Annotated in this window: 12 protein-coding genes; 6 read left to right on the top strand and 6 right to left on the bottom strand. The window is 51.3% G+C overall.

What is annotated here, in order from left to right:
- Positions 1-332 precede the first annotated feature (332 nt).
- The 5 genes from DZC79_RS14530 to DZC79_RS14510 all read left to right on the top strand — a co-directional run bounded on the left by DZC79_RS14530 (position 333) and on the right by DZC79_RS14510 (position 8,000).
- Complete coding sequence (locus tag DZC79_RS14530; RefSeq protein WP_118952316.1) at positions 333-1,484, top strand: glycoside hydrolase family 3 N-terminal domain-containing protein; 1,152 nt, start codon at positions 333-335, stop codon at positions 1,482-1,484.
- A gap of 14 nt (positions 1,485-1,498) precedes the next feature.
- Positions 1,499-1,885: an SRPBCC domain-containing protein gene (locus DZC79_RS14525; protein ID WP_118952315.1), complete on the top strand. Its 387-nt coding sequence runs from the start codon at positions 1,499-1,501 to the stop codon at positions 1,883-1,885.
- Positions 1,886-2,244: 359 nt separating this feature from the next.
- Positions 2,245-3,543, top strand: coding sequence for a TolC family protein (locus DZC79_RS14520; RefSeq protein WP_198666902.1), 1,299 nt, complete (start codon positions 2,245-2,247; stop codon positions 3,541-3,543).
- Positions 3,544-3,579: 36 nt separating this feature from the next.
- Positions 3,580-4,743 carry an efflux RND transporter periplasmic adaptor subunit gene (locus DZC79_RS14515; protein WP_118952313.1) on the top strand — a complete coding sequence of 388 codons (1,164 nt, stop codon included), beginning with the start codon at positions 3,580-3,582 and terminating at the stop codon, positions 4,741-4,743.
- Positions 4,744-4,829: 86 nt separating this feature from the next.
- The gene (locus DZC79_RS14510) at positions 4,830-8,000 is read left to right on the top strand and encodes an efflux RND transporter permease subunit (RefSeq protein ID WP_118952312.1); all 3,171 of its coding nucleotides are present in this window, start codon (positions 4,830-4,832) and stop codon (positions 7,998-8,000) included.
- An 849-nt stretch (positions 8,001-8,849) separates the two neighbouring features.
- Here DZC79_RS14510 and DZC79_RS14505 read toward each other — a convergent pair.
- Entirely contained in the window at positions 8,850-9,347 is a 498-nt protein-coding gene (locus DZC79_RS14505) for a hypothetical protein (protein WP_118952311.1), read from the bottom strand.
- A gap of 127 nt (positions 9,348-9,474) precedes the next feature.
- Positions 9,475-11,544 carry a ribonuclease R gene (rnr, locus tag DZC79_RS14500; protein WP_118952310.1) on the bottom strand — a complete coding sequence of 690 codons (2,070 nt, stop codon included), beginning with the start codon at positions 11,542-11,544 and terminating at the stop codon, positions 9,475-9,477.
- A 214-nt stretch (positions 11,545-11,758) separates the two neighbouring features.
- Here rnr and DZC79_RS14495 point away from each other — a divergent pair, with 214 nt between their 5' ends.
- Positions 11,759-12,391: a carbonic anhydrase gene (locus DZC79_RS14495; RefSeq protein ID WP_118952333.1), complete on the top strand. Its 633-nt coding sequence runs from the start codon at positions 11,759-11,761 to the stop codon at positions 12,389-12,391.
- Between the two features lie 66 nt (positions 12,392-12,457).
- On the opposite strand, the gene DZC79_RS14490 is transcribed toward DZC79_RS14495, so the two are convergent.
- From DZC79_RS14490 to DZC79_RS14475, 4 genes are read right to left on the bottom strand one after another with little or no spacing between them, the layout of a single operon-like run.
- Positions 12,458-13,336, bottom strand: a complete 879-nt coding sequence (locus DZC79_RS14490; protein ID WP_118952309.1) for a YitT family protein — start codon at positions 13,334-13,336, stop codon at positions 12,458-12,460.
- A complete protein-coding gene (locus tag DZC79_RS14485) occupies positions 13,329-13,913 on the bottom strand; it encodes an HD domain-containing protein (RefSeq protein WP_118952308.1) in 585 nt (194 codons plus the stop codon). Before DZC79_RS14485 ends, DZC79_RS14490 begins: the two co-directional genes overlap by 8 nt.
- Before the next feature lie 33 nt (positions 13,914-13,946).
- Complete coding sequence (locus DZC79_RS14480) at positions 13,947-16,196, bottom strand: adenylate/guanylate cyclase domain-containing protein (protein WP_198666901.1); 2,250 nt, start codon at positions 16,194-16,196, stop codon at positions 13,947-13,949.
- A 10-nt stretch (positions 16,197-16,206) separates the two neighbouring features.
- Positions 16,207-18,225, bottom strand: a complete 2,019-nt coding sequence (locus DZC79_RS14475) for an adenylate/guanylate cyclase domain-containing protein (RefSeq protein ID WP_118952306.1) — start codon at positions 18,223-18,225, stop codon at positions 16,207-16,209.
- Between the last annotated feature and the right edge of the window lie 15 nt (positions 18,226-18,240).

The raw sequence follows: 18,240 nt of genomic DNA, 5'->3' as shown, positions 1-18,240 counted from the left end.
GAAGGCCTTCGGGTAGGGTCAGGGAGATGAGCTCCAAATACGGATCGGACAAAACAGTTATTTTTTAGCTCGCAAAGCAAACGCTTTTTTACTAATCCCCCAGATTTTACGATTGATCCATTATTACGACTGGCGCGACCTGCAAAAGGTCATCGACGCGCAAAAGAAAATAAGCTTTTTCGTTTATTGTTTTATATAGAGCAGGAGCTGCCCCTTCGCGGGGCAGCTCCCTTCCGGGGTTAAGACAAGCTTCTCTTTTTCGTTCATGAAAATCAATTTACCTTCACGGCCGAGACCGGCGTTACTTTTACCGTCGTTAATAAAAAGATGCTATGCTGAAACAACTGCTCTTCTGCTGCCTGATGCTCGCTGCCTGCAAAGGCAATGCCGGCGCCCCGGATGAAACAGGCAAAGAAGCCATACCGGAACCACCGCAAACAGAAAGATCCCTTGCCGGTCAGTTCTTTCATCCCGATGCCCGCATCAATGCTATGGTCGATTCCATATACCGCTCCTTAAGCGTGCAGGAAAAGGCCGCGCAGATGATCATGACGGCCAGCAGCACTTCGGAAAAGCTGGGCTATCCCTACAGCGCCGCAAAAGCGCTTGTGCTGCAGGATATCGCCGCCAACGTTGTTTTTCTTAAAGGACAATCGACCGAGTTCAGGCAGGAGACCCGCGAGCTGAACCAGCTGAAAGCACAGAAAGGCAAGCTGAAGCCCTTGTTTGCCTGCGATTGCGAGCCTACCCTGCTCCCCGGCAAGTGGACCGATGTCACAGGCATCAAACCCGCGTCAGAACAAAAGGATGCAGCAGCAGTAACAGAGAATACGGAGAAGATCAACGAAGTGGTGAAGAAAGCAGGCGTGCAGCTCAACTTTGCCCCGGTGGTCGATATCGCGCTCAACAAATCGGTGATCAACAAACGTTCCTTCGGCAGCGATCCCGAAGAGATCAGCACACTGTCTGAGCAATTTGTTGCCACCTCGCAGGAGGCAGGCATCGGCGCTACGCTGAAGCATTTCCCGGGTCATGGCGCCGTTAAAGGCGATTCGCACAAGCAGTCCGTCTTTATCGACGGCGAGCTGACGGAGCTGCCTACCTTTAAACGTATTATCCAGTCGGCTACACCGCCCGTGGCCGTTATGGTGGGTCACATCGTGGTCAGGAACAATAAAACCTATAATACCGGCGGCCTCCCCTCTACCCTGTCCCGTGTGATCGTGACCGGCCTGCTGCGGGAGCAGCTGAAGTTTAACGGTATTATCACTACAGACGCGCTTAATATGGAAGCTGCCGCTAAAGTGCCCGATGCCGACTGGAAAGCCGTTGAGGCCGGTATAGACCTGGTATTGATGCCCAAGAATGCCGCCGCACTGAACAAGAAGATCGTCGCTGCGCTCGCCGGCAACGATGCCCTCAGCCGCCAGATAGAAGCTTCTATCAAAAGGATCATCCGTTATAAAGTGATCAGCAGCCTTTAACCACCGAACCTGCTATGAAAGATTATAAGAAATATTTTATTCTGCCTGCAGCGCCCGAAGCCGTCTACCTGGCGCTGACCACACCGCATACCATACGCCTGTGGACCGGCGAGCCGGCTGAAATGAGCACTGAGCCCGGCTCGGAGTTCTCCTTGTTTGACGGCAGCATAGAGGGACGTAACCTGGAATTCGATCCCGGCAAAAAGATCGTGCAGGAATGGTACTTCGGAGATGAGGCCGAAGCGGCGTCCATAGTGACCATCAAACTTCACGAGCACAAAGAAGGTACTTCCGTAGAGCTGCGGCATACCAATATACCCGATGAGGCTTATGAAGATATGGTGGAGGGCTGGAACGAGGTTTACTTCGAGGCGCTTCAGGAATTTTTTGAAGAAGAATAAGATCTCATTAAACGAATCAGCGGAAAGCCGGTCTATAGGGCCGGCTTTCCGTGTTTAATGCAGCAGCCAGGCTTAGTCCAGCAGAAAATTTACCTATCAATAAATCCTATAGTTGTTATCGATAACCCCAATTTAACAGAAGCAATTGATATTCATTAGTTGCGAACTGATTTAAGTCAATAAATCGCGGTTGGGGTATCAGAATCGTTGCAAGTGACGTTAATTATTTAAACAAACGTTTAATTAATTTTCAGGAGTACGTATCTTTGCGGCGCGGTACGGCGCTTCAATTGCCTACAGAGGCGTTTCAAAAAATAAAATAATCCAATATCCTGATGAGGTTATCTTCCATTCCAGCTTTGCTTCTGCTTCTGACTTGCACGACACCGGGTAAGGCGCAGCAGCAGCAAAACGCAACGCCGGCTACCTTCAGCCTGGAACAATGTCTTCAGTATGCCTATGAGCACAGCCCAGCCCTGCAGCAGTCCCTGCTGGATCAGCAGATTGCCGAGCATGGTATTAAAAGCAAGCTGGCTGACTGGTATCCGCAGCTGCGTTTTGATTATAATGTGCAACATGCGTTCCAGCTGCAGGTATCCAATATCAATGGTCAGCTGATTCCGCTGGGCCTGCGCAATACTTCGGCCGGGCAATTTGGCTTAACGCAGAACCTCTTCAGCAGCGATGCCCTGCTGGCCAGCAACAGCGCCAAAGAGGTACGCAGGCAGGCTTCCCAGAATGTGGTCCTCAACAAGATCGATCTTACCGTGAATGTTGGCAAGGCTTTTTACGATGTATTGCTGACCCGCGACCAGCTGCGCGTGCTGGATGAAGACCTGGTGCGCCTTAACCGCAGTCTCAGCGACTCCTACAACCAGTACGAGGGCGGCATCGTGGATAAGGTAGACTATAAAAGAGCAACCATTGCGCTGAACAACACCAAGGCCCAGCGCAAAACGGCTGAAGAGGCCCTTAAGGCAAAGTATTCTTTCCTTAAGCTGCAAATGGGGCTTCCCGACAGCCTTTCACTCCAGCTCAGCTACGATTCGTCCAGGCTGGAGACCCTGGCCATTATGGATACCTCGGCCAGCGCACTGGCAAGAAACCGCGTGGAATACCAACAGCTGGAAACCCAGAAACGCCTGCAGGAGATCAATTACAACTATTATAAATGGCAGTTCATTCCCACCGTACAAGCTTACGGCAACTATAACCTGAACTACCTGAACAACGATTTCGACAAACTCTACCGCGACAACTACCCCAACTCTTTTGCCGGTGTACGTGTAGGCATCCCGCTGTTCCAGGGCTTCAGGAGGGTACAGAATATGAAGCAGGCCAAGCTTCAATCGGAGCGCGTGAACTTCGACCTGGAGCAGATGCGGAACAGCATCAGCACAGAGGTAAGCCAGGCGCTGGCCGCCTATAAGGGCTACCTCAACGATTTTTATACCTTAAGACAAAATGTGGCCATTGCGCAGGAAGTATTCAATACGATCGAGCTGCAGTACCGGTCAGGCATTAAAGCCTACCTGGAAGTGATCACGGCGCAAACCGATCTGCGGACGGCCGAGCTCAACTACAGCAACGCGCTCTACCAGCTGCTGGGCAGTAAGCTTGATCTTGAACGCGCGCTGGGTGTAGTGCAGGTACATTAATCCTTTTTCTCTGATCCGAAAACACAACAACATATTATGAAACGTTCCGCTTATATATCCCTGCCCGTTTTCCTGGGCGCCGCATTTGCCCTGGCTTCCTGCGGTGGCAAAAACGACACCCCTCCTCCTCCGCCCCCGGCCTCGGTGGAAGTGGAGACCGTAGCCGAAGCGCATACGGCTTATCATGAAGAGTATCCCGCAACGGTGACCGCGCTTAACGAGGTCGAACTACGGCCACAGGTATCCGGTTATATTACTGCGATCCATTTCAAAGATGGTCAGCATGTAAACCAGGGACAGCTGCTGTACACCATCGATCAGCAAGCCTACCAGGCCGGTGTCAACGAAGCACAGGCCAACCTGGCCGTGGCCAAAGCCAACCTGAACAAGGCCCAGCAGGATGCCGACCGCTATACTGCGCTGGATAAAAAAGACGCTATTGCCAAACAGGTGCTGGACCATGCCCTGGCCGACCTGGAAGGTGCTAAAATGCAAGTACGCGCTGCGGAAGCCGGTGTAAGAAGCGTCCAGACCAATCTGAAATATTCCAATATTGTAGCGCCTTTCAGCGGTACGATCGGTATCTCGCTGGTGAAGCTGGGCGCCGCAGTATCGCCGGGAAGCACTTTGCTCAATACCATTTCTACCGACGATCCGATTGCCGTAGACTTCTTCCTCGATCAGAAAGACCTGCCGGGCTTTGCTACATTGCAGGCCAATCCGAATCCTGAGAAAGATTCGCTCTTTACCATTAAGCTGGCGGATCAGACTTTGTATGATCTTCCCGGTAGAGTCGCTTCTGTAGACCGCGCCGTAGATGCCCGTACCGGGACTATAAGGGTACGACTGGCTTTCCCCAACAGCGAGAAAAAGCTGCGTCCTGGTATGAGCGCCACACTCAGGCTTTACCACAGCCAGGGCGGCCAGGAAGTACTGATCCCCAACAAGGCCGTAACGGAACAGATGGGCGAGTACTTTGTGTATGTGGTTACCGACAGCAATACCGTAACCCAGACCAAGGTGGCGCTGGGCACGCCTATTAAAGATAAAGTGGTGATCAAGGACGGGCTGAAGCCGGGACAGAAGATCGTGACCGAAGGCCTGCAAAGGGTAAGGGAAGGCGCCAGGATACAGGTAGGCGCGCCCGGAGCAGCCGGAGCACCACAACAGGGCGGACAAGCACCGCCGAAGAAAGGCTAGGCCTTTCCATTTGCAAGCTCATTAATCAACCGATGAATTGATAACTGCAGCAGCGCCCCGCTGTACGCGGAAAAACATTCCTAAAGATGATCGCAGAAACTTTTATTAAACGCCCGGTGACCGCTATCGTGATCTCACTGGTGATCGCGCTGGTAGGGATAATCGCCATTATGAACCTCCCGATAGGCCAATATCCTGAGATCACACCACCCACTGTGCAGGTATCGGGCGCCTTTACCGGTGCCGACGCCCTTACGGTGGAGCAAACGATGACGACACCCATCGAAACGCAGATCAATGGTACGCCGGGCATGACCTATATGTCGAGCACCAGCACCAGCGACGGTCGTAGCTCCATTACGGTCAATTTTGAGCTGGGCACCAATATCGATGTGGCTACGCTCGATGTGCAGAACCGCGTGAGCATTGCCGAGCCTACCCTGCCCGAGCAAGTAAAACGCCTGGGCCTTACCACCCGTAAACGTAATCCCAGCATCCTGATGCTGGTGGCGCTCTTTTCGCCCAAAGGCACACACGACGTGACTTTTACGGATAACTATACCAATATCTTCGTAAAGGATGCGCTGCTGCGCGTGAAAGGTGTGGGCGACATCTTTACCCGCGCCGATGATTTCAGTATGCGTATCTGGCTCGATCCGGAGAAGATGGCCCAGCTGGGCATGAGCACTTCGGAAGTGGCTGCCGCATTGCAGGAGCAGAACCTGCAGGTTGCTGCCGGTTCGGTAGGTGCACCGCCCCAGCAGCATACACAGACTTTTGAATATACGGTGTTCACCAACAGCCGTCTCAATACCACAAAGCAGTTTGAGAACATCGTAATACGCAACAATCCCGGCCAGGGCAATATCGTCTACCTCAAAGACATTGCCCGTGTGCAGCTGGGTAAGTTCTCCTATGCGAGCAATTCCTTTGTAGATGGCAAAAGGGCGTCTTACCTGCTGGTATACCAGGCGCCTGGAAGCAATGCCCTGGAAACTGCCGAAGGCATCACCAAGAAAATGGAAGAGCTGAAAAAGACCTTCCCCAAGGATATCGATTATGTGGTACCCTTCGAATCGGTATCCGTAGTACAGGTATCGATCGAAGAAGTGGTGCATACCCTGGTGGAAGCCCTGCTGCTGGTAACCCTGGTGGTATTCCTCTTCCTGCAGAACTGGCGCGCTACGCTGATCCCCGTGCTGGCAATCCCGGTATCGATCCTGGGTACCTTTATCTTCTTCATTCCGCTGGGCTTTACCATCAATACGCTGACCATGTTCGGCTTCGTGCTGGCCATCGGTATCGTGGTGGATGACGCCATCGTGGTGGTGGAAGCGGTGCAGCACTATATCGATCATGAGCGTATACCGGCTAAGGAAGCAACGCGCAAGGCAATGAAGGATATCTCGGCGCCGGTAATTGCTATCGCGCTTATCCTGGCCGCAGTATTCGTACCCGTAGGCTTTATCCCCGGCCTTGTGGGCCGCCTGTACCAGCAGTTTGCCATTACCATTGCCGTATCGGTGCTGATCTCGGCTTTCGTAGCCCTTACGCTGACGCCGGCATTGTGTTCCCTGTTGCTGAAGCCCAGCGAGGTTCGTAAGGAATCAAGGGGACTGAACAAGTTCTTCTACCTGTTCAACGAATGGTTCCGCAAAGTCAGCCTGAAATACACGATCGGCGTACGCCGTACCATTAAGGGCGCCCGTTATGCGCTGATCCTGCTGCTGTGCATCATCGTGGGTACCGTATTCCTGTTCAAGTCCAAGCCCACAGGCTTTATCCCTACTGAAGACGAAGGCCGTTTGTTCATTACCTACGAGCTGCCCGACGCTTCGTCTACCACCCGCAGCATCGAAGTATTGGACACCATCATGTCTATCCTTGACCGCACGAAAGGCGTCAGGCACTATGCCGGCCTTGGCGGCTTAAATGTGATCAACTTCTCTATGAAACCCAACGCCGGTACGGTATTTACCTCGCTCGATCCCTGGGATGAACGTAAGACCGATGCCTTGAAGTTGCAGGGTATAATGGATACACTGAACAAAAAATTTGCCGCCATCAAAAGTGCCAGGGTGCTGGTGATCTCTCCTCCTGCGATCCCTGGTCTCGGCCAGACCGGCGGCTTCACCTTCGAGCTGCAGCAGCGATCCAGCACCGATGATGTAAAGCAGTTTGAAAAAGTGATAAACAACTTTGTAATGGCTGCCAACCAAAGGCCGGAGCTGAAAGGCGTATTTTCTTTCTTTACAGCCAAGACACCGGCTTATCAGGTGGATGTGGACCGTGAGCTGGCGAAGAAGCTGGGCGTTAATATCGCCGACGTTTACCAGACCATGCAAACCTTCCTGGGCAGTGCCTATATCAACGACTTCACAACCTATGGCCGTAACTTCCGCGTGGTGACCCAGGCAGACGAAGCCTTCCGTGGCGATATTAAGGACCTGGGTAAATACTATGTAAAGAACAGCCAGGGCACTATGGTGCCGCTAAGCGCTGTAACCACCTATAAAGTGATCGAAAATGCACCGGTACTGTCGCATTTCAACATCTTTAGGAATGCGGAGATCAATGGTAATGCTGCGCCCGGCTACAGTAGCGGCCAGGCCATTGAGGCGCTGAAAGACCTGGCAGACAAGACTCTGCCGGAGGGCTACGGTTACGAATTTGCCGGTATGTCCCGCGAGGAGATCCTGTCGGGCAACAGCACCGTACTGATCTTCTCCCTGTCCATTGTGTTCGTATTCCTGTTCCTGGCGGCCCTGTATGAGAGCTGGTCGATCCCCTTCTCGGTAATGCTGGCGGTGCCTATTGGGGCATTCGGCGCGATCCTTACCTTGTACTTCCTGCCGAAGCTGACCAATAACGTATATGCCCAGATCGGTTTGATTACGCTGATCGGCCTGGCGGCGAAGAACGCGATCCTGATCGTGGAATTTGCCAAGGAGCGTGTGGATCATGGTATTGCCGTGGTACCGGCTACGCTGGATGCGGTGAAGTTGCGTCTGCGCCCGATCATTATGACCTCTATGGCCTTCATCCTGGGTATCCTGCCCCTGGTCTTCTCTTCCGGTGCAGGCGCCATCTCCCGGCAAACAATCGGCTGGACAGTACTGGGCGGTATGCTGGCCGCTACCCTGCTGGCGATTTTTATCGTACCAGTGCTGTTTGTGGTGATCACCCGTATCGCCTACGGCAAAAGGATAGCGAAAGCCAAAGCAGATCAGCTGTTTTATGATAGCGATGACGAATAAGCGTTGCTAAATGTTTTATTATAAATAAAGCGTCCCGGGTAGCCGGGACGCTTTATTCATGGAGTAAGGCTTATTCTTTTAGCAATGAGCCTCTTTATAACCAGTCTCCCCTAGCGAATCAGTGTAACATCTCCCCTGAGCTTCACTTCTTTCCATCCAGGAAGACAATCTCGATATAATAGCTATAGCTCCCCGATGGTGACAATCCGCTTTCACAGAGAACTTGAAGAATGAACCTTCTCTCTTAGTGCAAATAGTTTTCCCACTTCTAGGATCTCTTCTGCATCTGCAGAAGATCAGTTTGAAACATTGTCCCATCTTGGTAAAAATGCGCTCCGCATAATAAATAACGGGGTTGGTTTTATTCCCCTTCTCTTTTAGGAACGCCACCTCACCAGTTAACCCTTGATGGGACAAAATAGCCTACCTAAATAAAAGGTAGGCTGTATTCATTTTCTAGTAATTTTAAAAACAGGATTTAGCAGATGCACTAACTGTTGAATCTTATGAGGCCAAACACATTTGGCTGTGTAAAAAGTATATTAGTTGGCCTGAATTTAAACAAAAGTAACAAGACAAATATAAAAACATAATATATTACCACATTGCGACAGTACATACAAAATAAGTCCTGGCTGAAATTGGAGCGAAAGGGAATTGCTCCGGCTATTAGCCAGTTCCTTCACTGTTGTACACGCCGACATAAAGCTGCTGGATGCAGATATTTCCCAGGCTGCCCTGTTTTGCTCCCACGGAGCAAGGTTACAGGAAGGAAAGATGGGAACAATAAGAAAGCCGGGCTAAGCCCGGCTTTCTGAAACTTTTGCAAGCAATGCTGCTTAAACCTGGTTACGGTATCTTAACGTACTTTTCCGTATAGCGGGAAGTTTTAGTCGTATCGATCGGATTGCGCTTCATATAGGTTACCACAAACGTATCTATCGAAGGATAGGCTACGTCGCCGGAAAGCAGGATATTGTGATTTTCATCATCAGGATTGTCATACAGCTCCAGGTGCTTATCATTGTCCGACAAGGTATAGCCCAGAACAACAGTATCCGGATCGGCTATATTGCACTTGGTATCTCCCTCATAATAAGTGGTCCTGTTGATAGAAGTAAAAACATAATAATTGTCCTTTTTGCAGCCGGGCAGCGGCGTATACTGATCTACAGGCACTCCCATGCTGTCGTCGATATCAGGTAGCCACATCAGGCCTTTCAGCTGCCACTTGCCGTTTTTCAGATAAGTCGTTTTGGATACGTCGATAGGATCCGTATCTTCTTTTTTCTGACAGGCAGCAAAGACCAAAGCGCAGGCAGCACCGACAAGGAGTATTTTTTTCATTTCAATAATACGTTTTTCAGAATGGGAGTAAATGTAATGATAATTTTTATTTTCTCTAATTTTTTTAAAGTAAAATTACCCTTTCTCCTATAAGAGACGATACCCTGTAAAAAACCCTTAGTGCCGTTTATTTCTTCTTTGCTTTTTTATCTATGCCCGTTTTCTGCGTATCTGCCCCCTTCCTTTTACGGGCGGCTTTTGGCTGTGCAGCCTTTGCCGGCTGGTTGGGCACATAGGCAAAATCGATCTGCCGTTTTTCCAGACTGGTGGCCGTTACCTGTATCTGCACTTTATCGCCGATGCGAAACCGCCTTCCGGTATGAAGCCCCACCAGCGCATAATCTGACTCCAGGAAGGTAAATTCGTCGAGCTCGGCCAGGTCGGCAACGGAAACCAGGCCTTCGCATTTGTGCTCCACCGTCTCGGCCCAAAAACCGAAGGTGGACACACCGCTGATAACAGCATCAAATGTATCGCCGACGAAGCGTTGCATATATTCCACCTGCTTATACTTATTGGCAGCGCGTTCCGCTTCCATAGCCTTGCGTTCCTGGTCGCTGCAGTGACGGCACCTGGCCTCCATCTTCTTGTCGACTTTTACTTTTTCATCGATACACTGCTGCACGATACGGTGCACCATCACGTCGGGATAGCGGCGTATGGGAGAGGTAAAATGGCAATAGCTGTCGAAGCCCAGGCCATAGTGGCCGATATTGTCTGTTGTATAGATCGCCTTGGCCATGGTACGGATGCCCAGCTGCTCCAGCACATGTTGCTCAGGCTTTCCCTGCACAGCAGCCAGCATCTCGTTAAAGGAGCGGGCAATCTTAGCGGGATCGTTAAGGTTGAACTTATAGCCGAACCGGGAAGCAAACGCCGCAAACACGGCCAGCTTATCTTCGTTGGGCACATCGTGCACGCGGTAAGGGAAAGGGATCGGGTTGTTGTTTACCGATCTTTTCTCCACAAAACCCGCGACGGTCCTGTTGGCCAGCAGCATCAGCTCTTCGATCAGCTGGTTGGCTTCTTTGCTTTCCTTGATCTCGAGCCCGATAGGAATACCCTTTTCATCCAGCTTGAAGCGTACTTCCTGGGAAGAAAAGTTGATGGCGCCTTTTTTAAAGCGCTCTGCGCGCAGCTTCTGGGAGATGTTGTGCAGCAGCAGGACTGCTTCAGCATGGTCGCCCTGGCCGGTCTCGATTACCTGCTGCGCTTCTTCATAGGTGAAGCGACGATCGGAATGGATCACGGTGCGGCCGATCCAGTACTGCTTGATCTTTGCCTCTTTATTGATCTGAAAGATGGCAGAGAAAGTAAACTTATCTTCATTGGGCCGCAGCGAACACAGTACGTTGGAAATATGCTCAGGCAGCATCGGCAGCACCCTGTCGGGCAGATACACCGAGGTGGCTCTTTCGTAAGCTTCCTTGTCTAATTGGGTATCGGGCGGCACATAATAGCTCACGTCGGCGATATGCACGCCTACTTCGTAATAGCCGCCTTTCAGGGGGCGGATGGAAATGGCGTCGTCAAAATCCTTGGCATCCACCGGGTCGATAGTAAAAGTGAGCACGTCGCGGCAATCTTTCCGTTTTTTGATCTCCGCGCTGTCGAGCAGGTCGGGGATACGGGCAGCCTCTTCCAGCGCATCGTCTGAAAACCGCAGGGGGAAGCCCGCTTCGGTAAGAATGCTTTTCATCGCGATCTCGTTCTCCCTTTCGTTGCTCAGCACCTCCACGATCTCCCCTACCGGGTTCTTCGATCCCGAGGGCCATTCCATCACTCTGGCAATAGCTCTTTCGCCATTACGGCCGCCATTGAGCGCATGCAGGGGAATGAAAATATCGGTACGCATTTTTTCATTGTCGGGCAGCAGGAAAGCGAACTTGTCGCTGACCTCGAGCCTGCCGGTAAATTCGGTCTGGACTCTTTTCACCACTTCGGTGATCACGCCTTCAGGCCGTCCTTTGCCCGATATATAGGTGATCCTTACTTTCACTTCGTCGCCATTGAAGGCGTTCAGCATGTCTTCCGGCCTTACCAGCACGTCCTGCTCCTGGCCTTCCACGCCTACAAATCCCAGGCCTGAGCGCGAAACGTCCAGCTTGCCTACTACGGTTTTACCACCGCTCCTGTTTTTGGCGGCGGCCTTTTGTTTTTTAGGTATATGTTGTTTATGACTCTTCTTTTTTGACATAAGCTTTATATATTGAAAACGGCTACCGGCTTGTATTCCGGGGGCCTTAAAGCATAAAGGTAAGCATTGGCCCGCCAAAACAGGCGCAAACAATGGTATAAAATTGTTATTCATGCTCACGCCGATGGCCCGGGGCAATCCGGATACCTGCCCGGATATCCTTTTATTGCGCCGTATCTTCCTTACATTTGACTGTACTTTCATTTTACATCCTATGAATATAGAAACCGTATTCCGGAACAATGAGCAATGGATCAAGGCCAGGCTGGAAGCCGATCCTGCCTACTTTGAGCACCTCGCACAGGGACAGACGCCCGAACTGCTGTACATCGGCTGCTCCGACAGCCGGGTAACAGCGGAAGACATTATGGGCCTGCAGCCCGGCGAGGCCTTTGTGCACCGTAATATCGCCAACCTGGTCAATAATGTGGACCTGAGTGTGATGTCGGTATTGAACTATGCCGTGCGCCACCTTAAAGTCAATCATGTCGTCGTATGCGGGCACTACAACTGCGGCGGCGTAAAGGCCGCGATGCAACCCGCCGACATGGGCATACTCAATCCCTGGCTGCGAAACATAAGGGATGTGTACCGCCTCCATAAGGATGAGCTGAATGCGATAACCGATGAAGGAAAGCGCTACGATCGCCTGGTCGAGCTCAATGTGCAGGAGCAATGCGTGAACCTGATCAAGACCGCGGCCGTACAGGAAGCGTATAAAGAGCGCGGCCTGCGGGTACATGGCTGGGTATTCGATATCCGCACCGGCAAGCTGATCGACCTGAAGATCGACTTCGACAAGATACTGAAGGACATCAGGGAGATCTATAGCCTGTACGCTGAGTAAGCCTGTAAATAATCCGGCAGAAGCATTGCTGCTTCTGCCGGATGGTGAAGGGAGAAAAAGGTTGTATCAGTGCTTCACGATCTTCTTGAGAATGCCGCCAGAGGCTTCTCTTATCGTATGGGTAAAGACAAAGGCCTTGGGATCGATATCGGCTACCAGGTTCTTCAGGCGGCGCACTTCCAGGCGGGTAATGATGGTGAATACGATATCGACATCATTGCTCAGGTCGAAGTTCTCTTTCATAAAGCCGCGCTCACCTTTGTATACCGTAATACCCCGTCCCATGGTCATCACCAGGGCTTTCTTGATCTCTTCGCTTTCGGCCGAGATAATGGTAACGCCAGTATAAGCTTCGATCCCTTCGATCACATACTTGGTGGTCTGGCTGGCTACATAGTAAGTAAGCATCGCATACAGGGCCACTTCAAAACGCATATAAATACCGGCGATCAGGAAAATGATAATATTCATGCCGAGTATAATTTCTGTGATACTGAAGCTGCTTCGTTTCAGGGTAAATAAAGCCAGCACCTCAATGCCGTCTATGGCGCCGCCGCCGCGCATGGACAGGCCAATACCAAGCCCCAGGAAAAACCCGCCGAAGATCGCAACCAGCAGCTTATCGTGCGTGATCTCGGGAAAGTGTACAAACTGCAGGCACAACGCTATGCCGATCACGGCCAGCGAGGTACGAATGGCAAAATGCTTGCCCACCTGGACCGCGCCCATGATGATAAAGGGAATATTGATGAGGATAAGCACCAGGCCCAGGGGCCAGTGAAAGACCTCGTGGAGCAGGAGCGAGGTACCCGTAAGGCCGCCGTCCAGGAAGTGATTGGGCACCAGGAAGCTTTTCAGGCCCAGGCTGGCAGAAAGTATGCCCAGGATAAGGTAGACCGTATCCTGGACGATCGAAGCGGGGGAAGAATGATGCGTTTTATCCATTATCGAGCTGCGCTTTTATATATTGCAGGTGTTCGTCTTTTTTAGCTTTCCGGTTGCGGATCGCCGTCTGGGTAAAGTAATGATGATTTTCCAGGAACCGGATTTGCAGCCGGTTCCAGTCGTTCCTATCGTTGACGATACCATACATGGCCAGCTCATCGTACAAGCGGTTACCGATCGTAAAGAAGTCGTCGCGGCCCAGGTAATCCAGGTCGGCATCGGCCAGGATCTCCTCCAGCAGGTTATGCGGCGTTTGCGGGATACGTGTGGCCATAATCATGCCTTCTATCTTCACGATCTGCTCCGGCGTATAGCCGAAGCCGGGCAGGTATTGCCGGGCAATCTCGCAGGACTTTTTCTCATGCTCGGCTGCGCCGAACAGGAAACCCGAGTCGTGGAACAGAGCTGCAGTCAGCAGCAGGGTAAGGCCTTCGCCTGCAATGCCCTCCTGCCCCGCGATGGCTTCCGTCGCCTGGCAAACATCCTTTACGTGGCCTACGCTATGATAAGAAAGATGCTGTGGCAGCTCCTGTGCCAGCTTGTCGAGGATAAATGTCTTTACCTTTTCGTATTGCATAGTTATAGTGTTCAATGAATGCGATCCATAAAATTAGTTATTGCTGTACATTATACCTTCCACAAAATACATATCCATGCCACCTTTGTTTTTGGCATCTACCTTTCCCCGGTAGGTACAGGCGAAATCATCTTTGACCAGCTCGTAAGTGCTCCCGGAAATATTCACTTTGCCCGGCGCGCCGCTTTGCTCCATGCGCGCCGCCGTATTCACAGTATCGCCCCATATGTCGTAAGCAAATTTCTTCACGCCGATAATGCCGGCGATAAGACTCCCCGAGTTGATCCCGATCCGGATATCCAATCCGTTCGCCGCTGTTTGTTTTCGCCGCGTTACGAATTCAATAATATCCAGCGCTGCCTTTACTGCGTTCCGGGCGTGCGCTTCCTTCTCTACCGGCAAGCCGCTTACCGCCAGGTAAGCATCTCCTATCGTTTTGATCTTTTCAAGGCCGTGTTTTTCCATGATCCCATCAAAGGCAGTGAAATAAATATTCAGCTCGTTGACCAGCTCCTGTACGCCCAACCGCTCCGACACCTGGGTGAAGCTGACGAAATCGGTGAACAGGACGGTTGTATGGTTATATTGCTGTGCCACCGCATGCCCGCTGGACTTCAGCTCCTCTGCTACTTCGGCAGGCAGTATATTGAGCAGCAGATCATCGCTTCGTTTCTTTTCCTCTGCGATCTTCCGGTTATCCTTTCGCTTCTGGGCATATCCATATCCTGCAATGCCTGCCAGCACCAGCAGCACGCCTGCTCCCAGCAGCGACATATTCCGGGTATTGCGCGACTTCCTGAGCCTTGCGAGCGAAAGCGCCCGTTCCTTTTCTTCATTGGCTTTGGCCAATATTATGCCCTGCTCATATTTCGTTTGTGCCGCTTCTCTGCTGCGGACATATTCTGTTTCTATAGCTTTTCTTTTCAGCTCTTCTTCAAACAGCAATTGCTTACGTTCTGCTTCTGTTCTGGCCAGGGCACGCTTCTTGTCGTATTCGAACCGGAGCGCATGCAGCTCCATTTCCTTTTCCAGCTCGATCCGCTTTTGCTCTTCTTTCAGGCGAAGAGAATCCCTCGATTTTTCAAAAGCATATTTAGCTTCGACTGCAGCAAATTGCTTCTGGTTGTCTGCACTGGAAAAGCTGTCTTTGTAAGCAATATAGGCGGTATAGTCACTTAGCGCGCCCTCATAGTCACCCAAAGCCTGACGCACATAGGACATCGTCTGAGACATCCGCGCCAGCTCTACATAGTTGACAGTAACTTTCCGGTAATCCTGTTCGTAAGCTTCCATTTTACCAATGGCCTCTTCCAGTATTTTACGCTGCGCCGCACTGGGCGCCGGCTTGCCGTTTGCCAGCCCGATCGATTGAAAAAGTTCGGCACAGCGGATACGCTCCACATTGAAACCATAAAAGGCGATCAGCTCTTTATCATCCAGCTCCCTGGCCAGTGAGAGCGCTTTACCGCTCAGCTCTGTAATGCTCTTCGCATCATCTCCGGCTGTATAAAGCCCGCCCAATCGCAGGTATAATGCCGCAAGCTTCGCCTTATCATTCAGGCGGGTATAAGTTTGCAGCGAACGGTTATAATAACGCTTCGCACTATCCAGCTGTCCCATGCTGTTATAGTATTCGCCCATATTGATCTGCAGGCTGGCGATCATCGGTGTGTCCCGGGCTACGGTGTATTGATGCAGTGCAGCGGCGTATTGCTCCATTGCTTTATCCATATTACCGTTCAGATGATAGAAATAACCGGAATAATAGTAAGCGGCACCCATCATTTTCGCGTCGTCTTCCGTTTGTCCCAGGCGCAGCAGCTTCTGGGCATAGTCCCAACCTTTTGCTGTAATGCCCGCCCTGTTATAAGCAGCGATCAGGTTGGTATAGCCCGTTGCCAGCAGCCGCTTATCGCTGCTTTTCTCCGCCGCTATCCTGGCCTCTTCCAGGTAGGCTAATGCATTTTTAGTATCCAGTCTTACATTATAGCCCTGTGCAATGCTGGTTTTCACCTTTGCGATCGCCCTGTAATCTTTTATCCGTTCCTGGTAGGCGAGTGATTGTCTAAATGAAGCGATCGCCTCGTCATAGGCTTTTCCGGACAGCAGCCTGCGGCCCAATTCCATCTGCCAATACGCTTTTGCGCTGTCATTGGCGGTCCTTGCAAGCTTATTCCTGATCTCCGCAATCCGCTGTGCCGTTGTATCACCGGGCTGACCATAGCACGCCATACCTGTCGCCTGCAATAAGCACCCTATGAAAAACACAATCCAATACTTCATTGCTGCAATATTACTTTTTACTCCGTACAAAATACATGTCCACCTCACCTTTGTTCTTGGCATGGATCTTTCCCCGATAGGTAAAGCTGAAATCGTTCTTTACCAGCTCATGCGTGCTCTCGGAGATGTTCACCCTGCCCGCTTCGCTGTTGCTTTCCATACGGGAAGCCATATTGACGGTATCGCCCCATATGTCGTAGGCAAATTTCTTTACGCCTACGATACCGGCCACCAGCGAGCCCGAGTTGATCCCTACCCTCACTTCAAACGCGGCCTTTTTCTGCTGGCGGGCCTGGATAAATTCGATGATCTCCAGGCCGGCTTTTACAGCATGATAGGCATGCCGCTCGTCGTTAGAGGGCATACCGCTAACGGCCAGGTAAGCATCGCCTATGGTTTTGATCTTTTCCATATGATTGCGCTCGATGATCTCATCAAAGCCGCGAAAACATTCATGCAGCTCCTGCACCAGCTCCTCGGGTGTAAGCTGCTCGGCAATATGGGTGAAGTTGACGAAGTCGGTGAACAGCACGGAGACATGATCGAAATAGCGGGCCCTGGTAGCGCCGTTCTCTTTCAGCTCTTCCGCTACTTCAGCCGGCAGGATATTGAGCAGCAGGTCGTCTGATTTCTTCTTTTCCTGCTCGATCTGCTGCTTCTGATGCAGCACCTCCCGGGTACGGGCTGTCACCTCTATTTCCAGGGCTTCTTTCTGGTTCTCGAGAATGGTCTGCTTCTCCCCCGAAAGCCGCTCTACGGCTGCCACCTGGTCCTTCAGGCTTTTATTGGTGTTGGAAAACTTCCAGGCGAGATAGGCGGATATGGATAGGGGTATGCTGAAAATGAACAGCACCAGGAAAACGGCCATCAGCGCCAGCGCCCAGGTGTCGTTGCCGTTGACGCTGAAGCCGCCGGTAATCGCTGCCACAGCCGCAATAAAGACGATCGAGCCGAAGAAGAACAGGATACCCAGGCCAAGGATACGGGCGCCGGGCCGCTTTTTCACGATAGCGACAATGATGAGCACGATCGTTTCCAGGGCTACCAGCAAAAATAAAGCCAGTGGTATATAGGAAATAATACCGCTGTCAAGAAAGAAGATGAACGTAAAAAGACTAAGGATATTGAGCAGGGTGATGATACGGTAGCGCCAGCCGAAGCTGCCGAACAAGTGGTTGATAAATGTGCTGAGCCCGAATACAGCCAGCAGCACACAGAATACCCATACCGGGCTCAGTTGCTGCTGCAGGCGCACGCTTATGGTATCGGTAAGCACAAACAGCAGCATAAGCATAAGGCCCACACCGAGATTGAATAAGGCAAAGTAAAGATTGGAACGGTCTTCCCTATAGAAGAGGAACAAAAGGAAATGTATCGCAAAAAGAGCGAGGAAAACAGAACCCGTGGGGAGCAGCATTACAGAAAGGGTATATAACGCTTTCAAGGCACTCCATACTGCTATCTCAGAGGAAGTAATCCCCACCTGAAACCCTGCATCTACGAAGATCATCTGGTCTTTGTAGACATCTTTATTTTCATAGCGGACGGCCAGCGTATACTTTCCAGGCGATTTTATATTGAGCAGCAAAGGTTGCTCCTGGTTTTCATACACTGATTTGCCCTTCTGTTCAAAAGTGCCATAAGTATCCAGCAGCACCCCATTCAGGTAGATGCTCATGGCTCCGCTGTTGGTGATCTTTATGGCCAGCGATTTTTGAATAGCAGCCGAATCAAAAAAGACCGTGGTACGGAACCAGCCGATCTGTTTAAAGCCGGCCTGCTTCAGGGTCTTTATTTCCTTTTCTTCAAAGCTGGTGTTGATCTTTGTCCAATGGCTGTCGTCGTAATCGGAGCCGGCCCACTGTACGCTGTCGCCGGCATGAAACCGCCAGGGCTTGTTTAACGGTATGCCCTGGGCTTTGCCACGATACACTTCCCCTGTTACATAGTAATCGGCACTACCCGATGGCTGCGCCATGGCATAACCGGTGCACCACAGCAGCAGGAACAAAAATAAAACAGGTTTCATAGGTCGTTCATTTTA

The organism is Taibaiella helva (assembly GCF_003545695.1).
In the GTDB taxonomy this organism is placed as follows: Bacteria; Bacteroidota; Bacteroidia; order Chitinophagales; family Chitinophagaceae; genus Taibaiella; species Taibaiella helva.
Note: the sequence above shows the minus strand (reverse complement) of the source record. Positions and strands in the feature narration are given on the sequence as shown.

Coding starts and splice junctions, on each gene's coding strand:
- rnr (WP_118952310.1), bottom strand. CDS start 11,544: ATGTCAAAAAAGAAGAGTCATAAACAACATATACCTAAAAAACAAAAG.
- DZC79_RS14475 (WP_118952306.1), bottom strand. CDS start 18,225: ATGAAACCTGTTTTATTTTTGTTCCTGCTGCTGTGGTGCACCGGTTAT.
- DZC79_RS14530 (WP_118952316.1), top strand. CDS start 333: ATGCTGAAACAACTGCTCTTCTGCTGCCTGATGCTCGCTGCCTGCAAA.
- DZC79_RS14505 (WP_118952311.1), bottom strand. CDS start 9,347: ATGAAAAAAATACTCCTTGTCGGTGCTGCCTGCGCTTTGGTCTTTGCT.
- DZC79_RS14480 (WP_198666901.1), bottom strand. CDS start 16,196: ATGAAGTATTGGATTGTGTTTTTCATAGGGTGCTTATTGCAGGCGACA.
- DZC79_RS14485 (WP_118952308.1), bottom strand. CDS start 13,913: ATGCAATACGAAAAGGTAAAGACATTTATCCTCGACAAGCTGGCACAG.
- DZC79_RS14525 (WP_118952315.1), top strand. CDS start 1,499: ATGAAAGATTATAAGAAATATTTTATTCTGCCTGCAGCGCCCGAAGCC.
- DZC79_RS14490 (WP_118952309.1), bottom strand. CDS start 13,336: ATGGATAAAACGCATCATTCTTCCCCCGCTTCGATCGTCCAGGATACG.
- DZC79_RS14495 (WP_118952333.1), top strand. CDS start 11,759: ATGAATATAGAAACCGTATTCCGGAACAATGAGCAATGGATCAAGGCC.
- DZC79_RS14515 (WP_118952313.1), top strand. CDS start 3,580: ATGAAACGTTCCGCTTATATATCCCTGCCCGTTTTCCTGGGCGCCGCA.
- DZC79_RS14510 (WP_118952312.1), top strand. CDS start 4,830: ATGATCGCAGAAACTTTTATTAAACGCCCGGTGACCGCTATCGTGATC.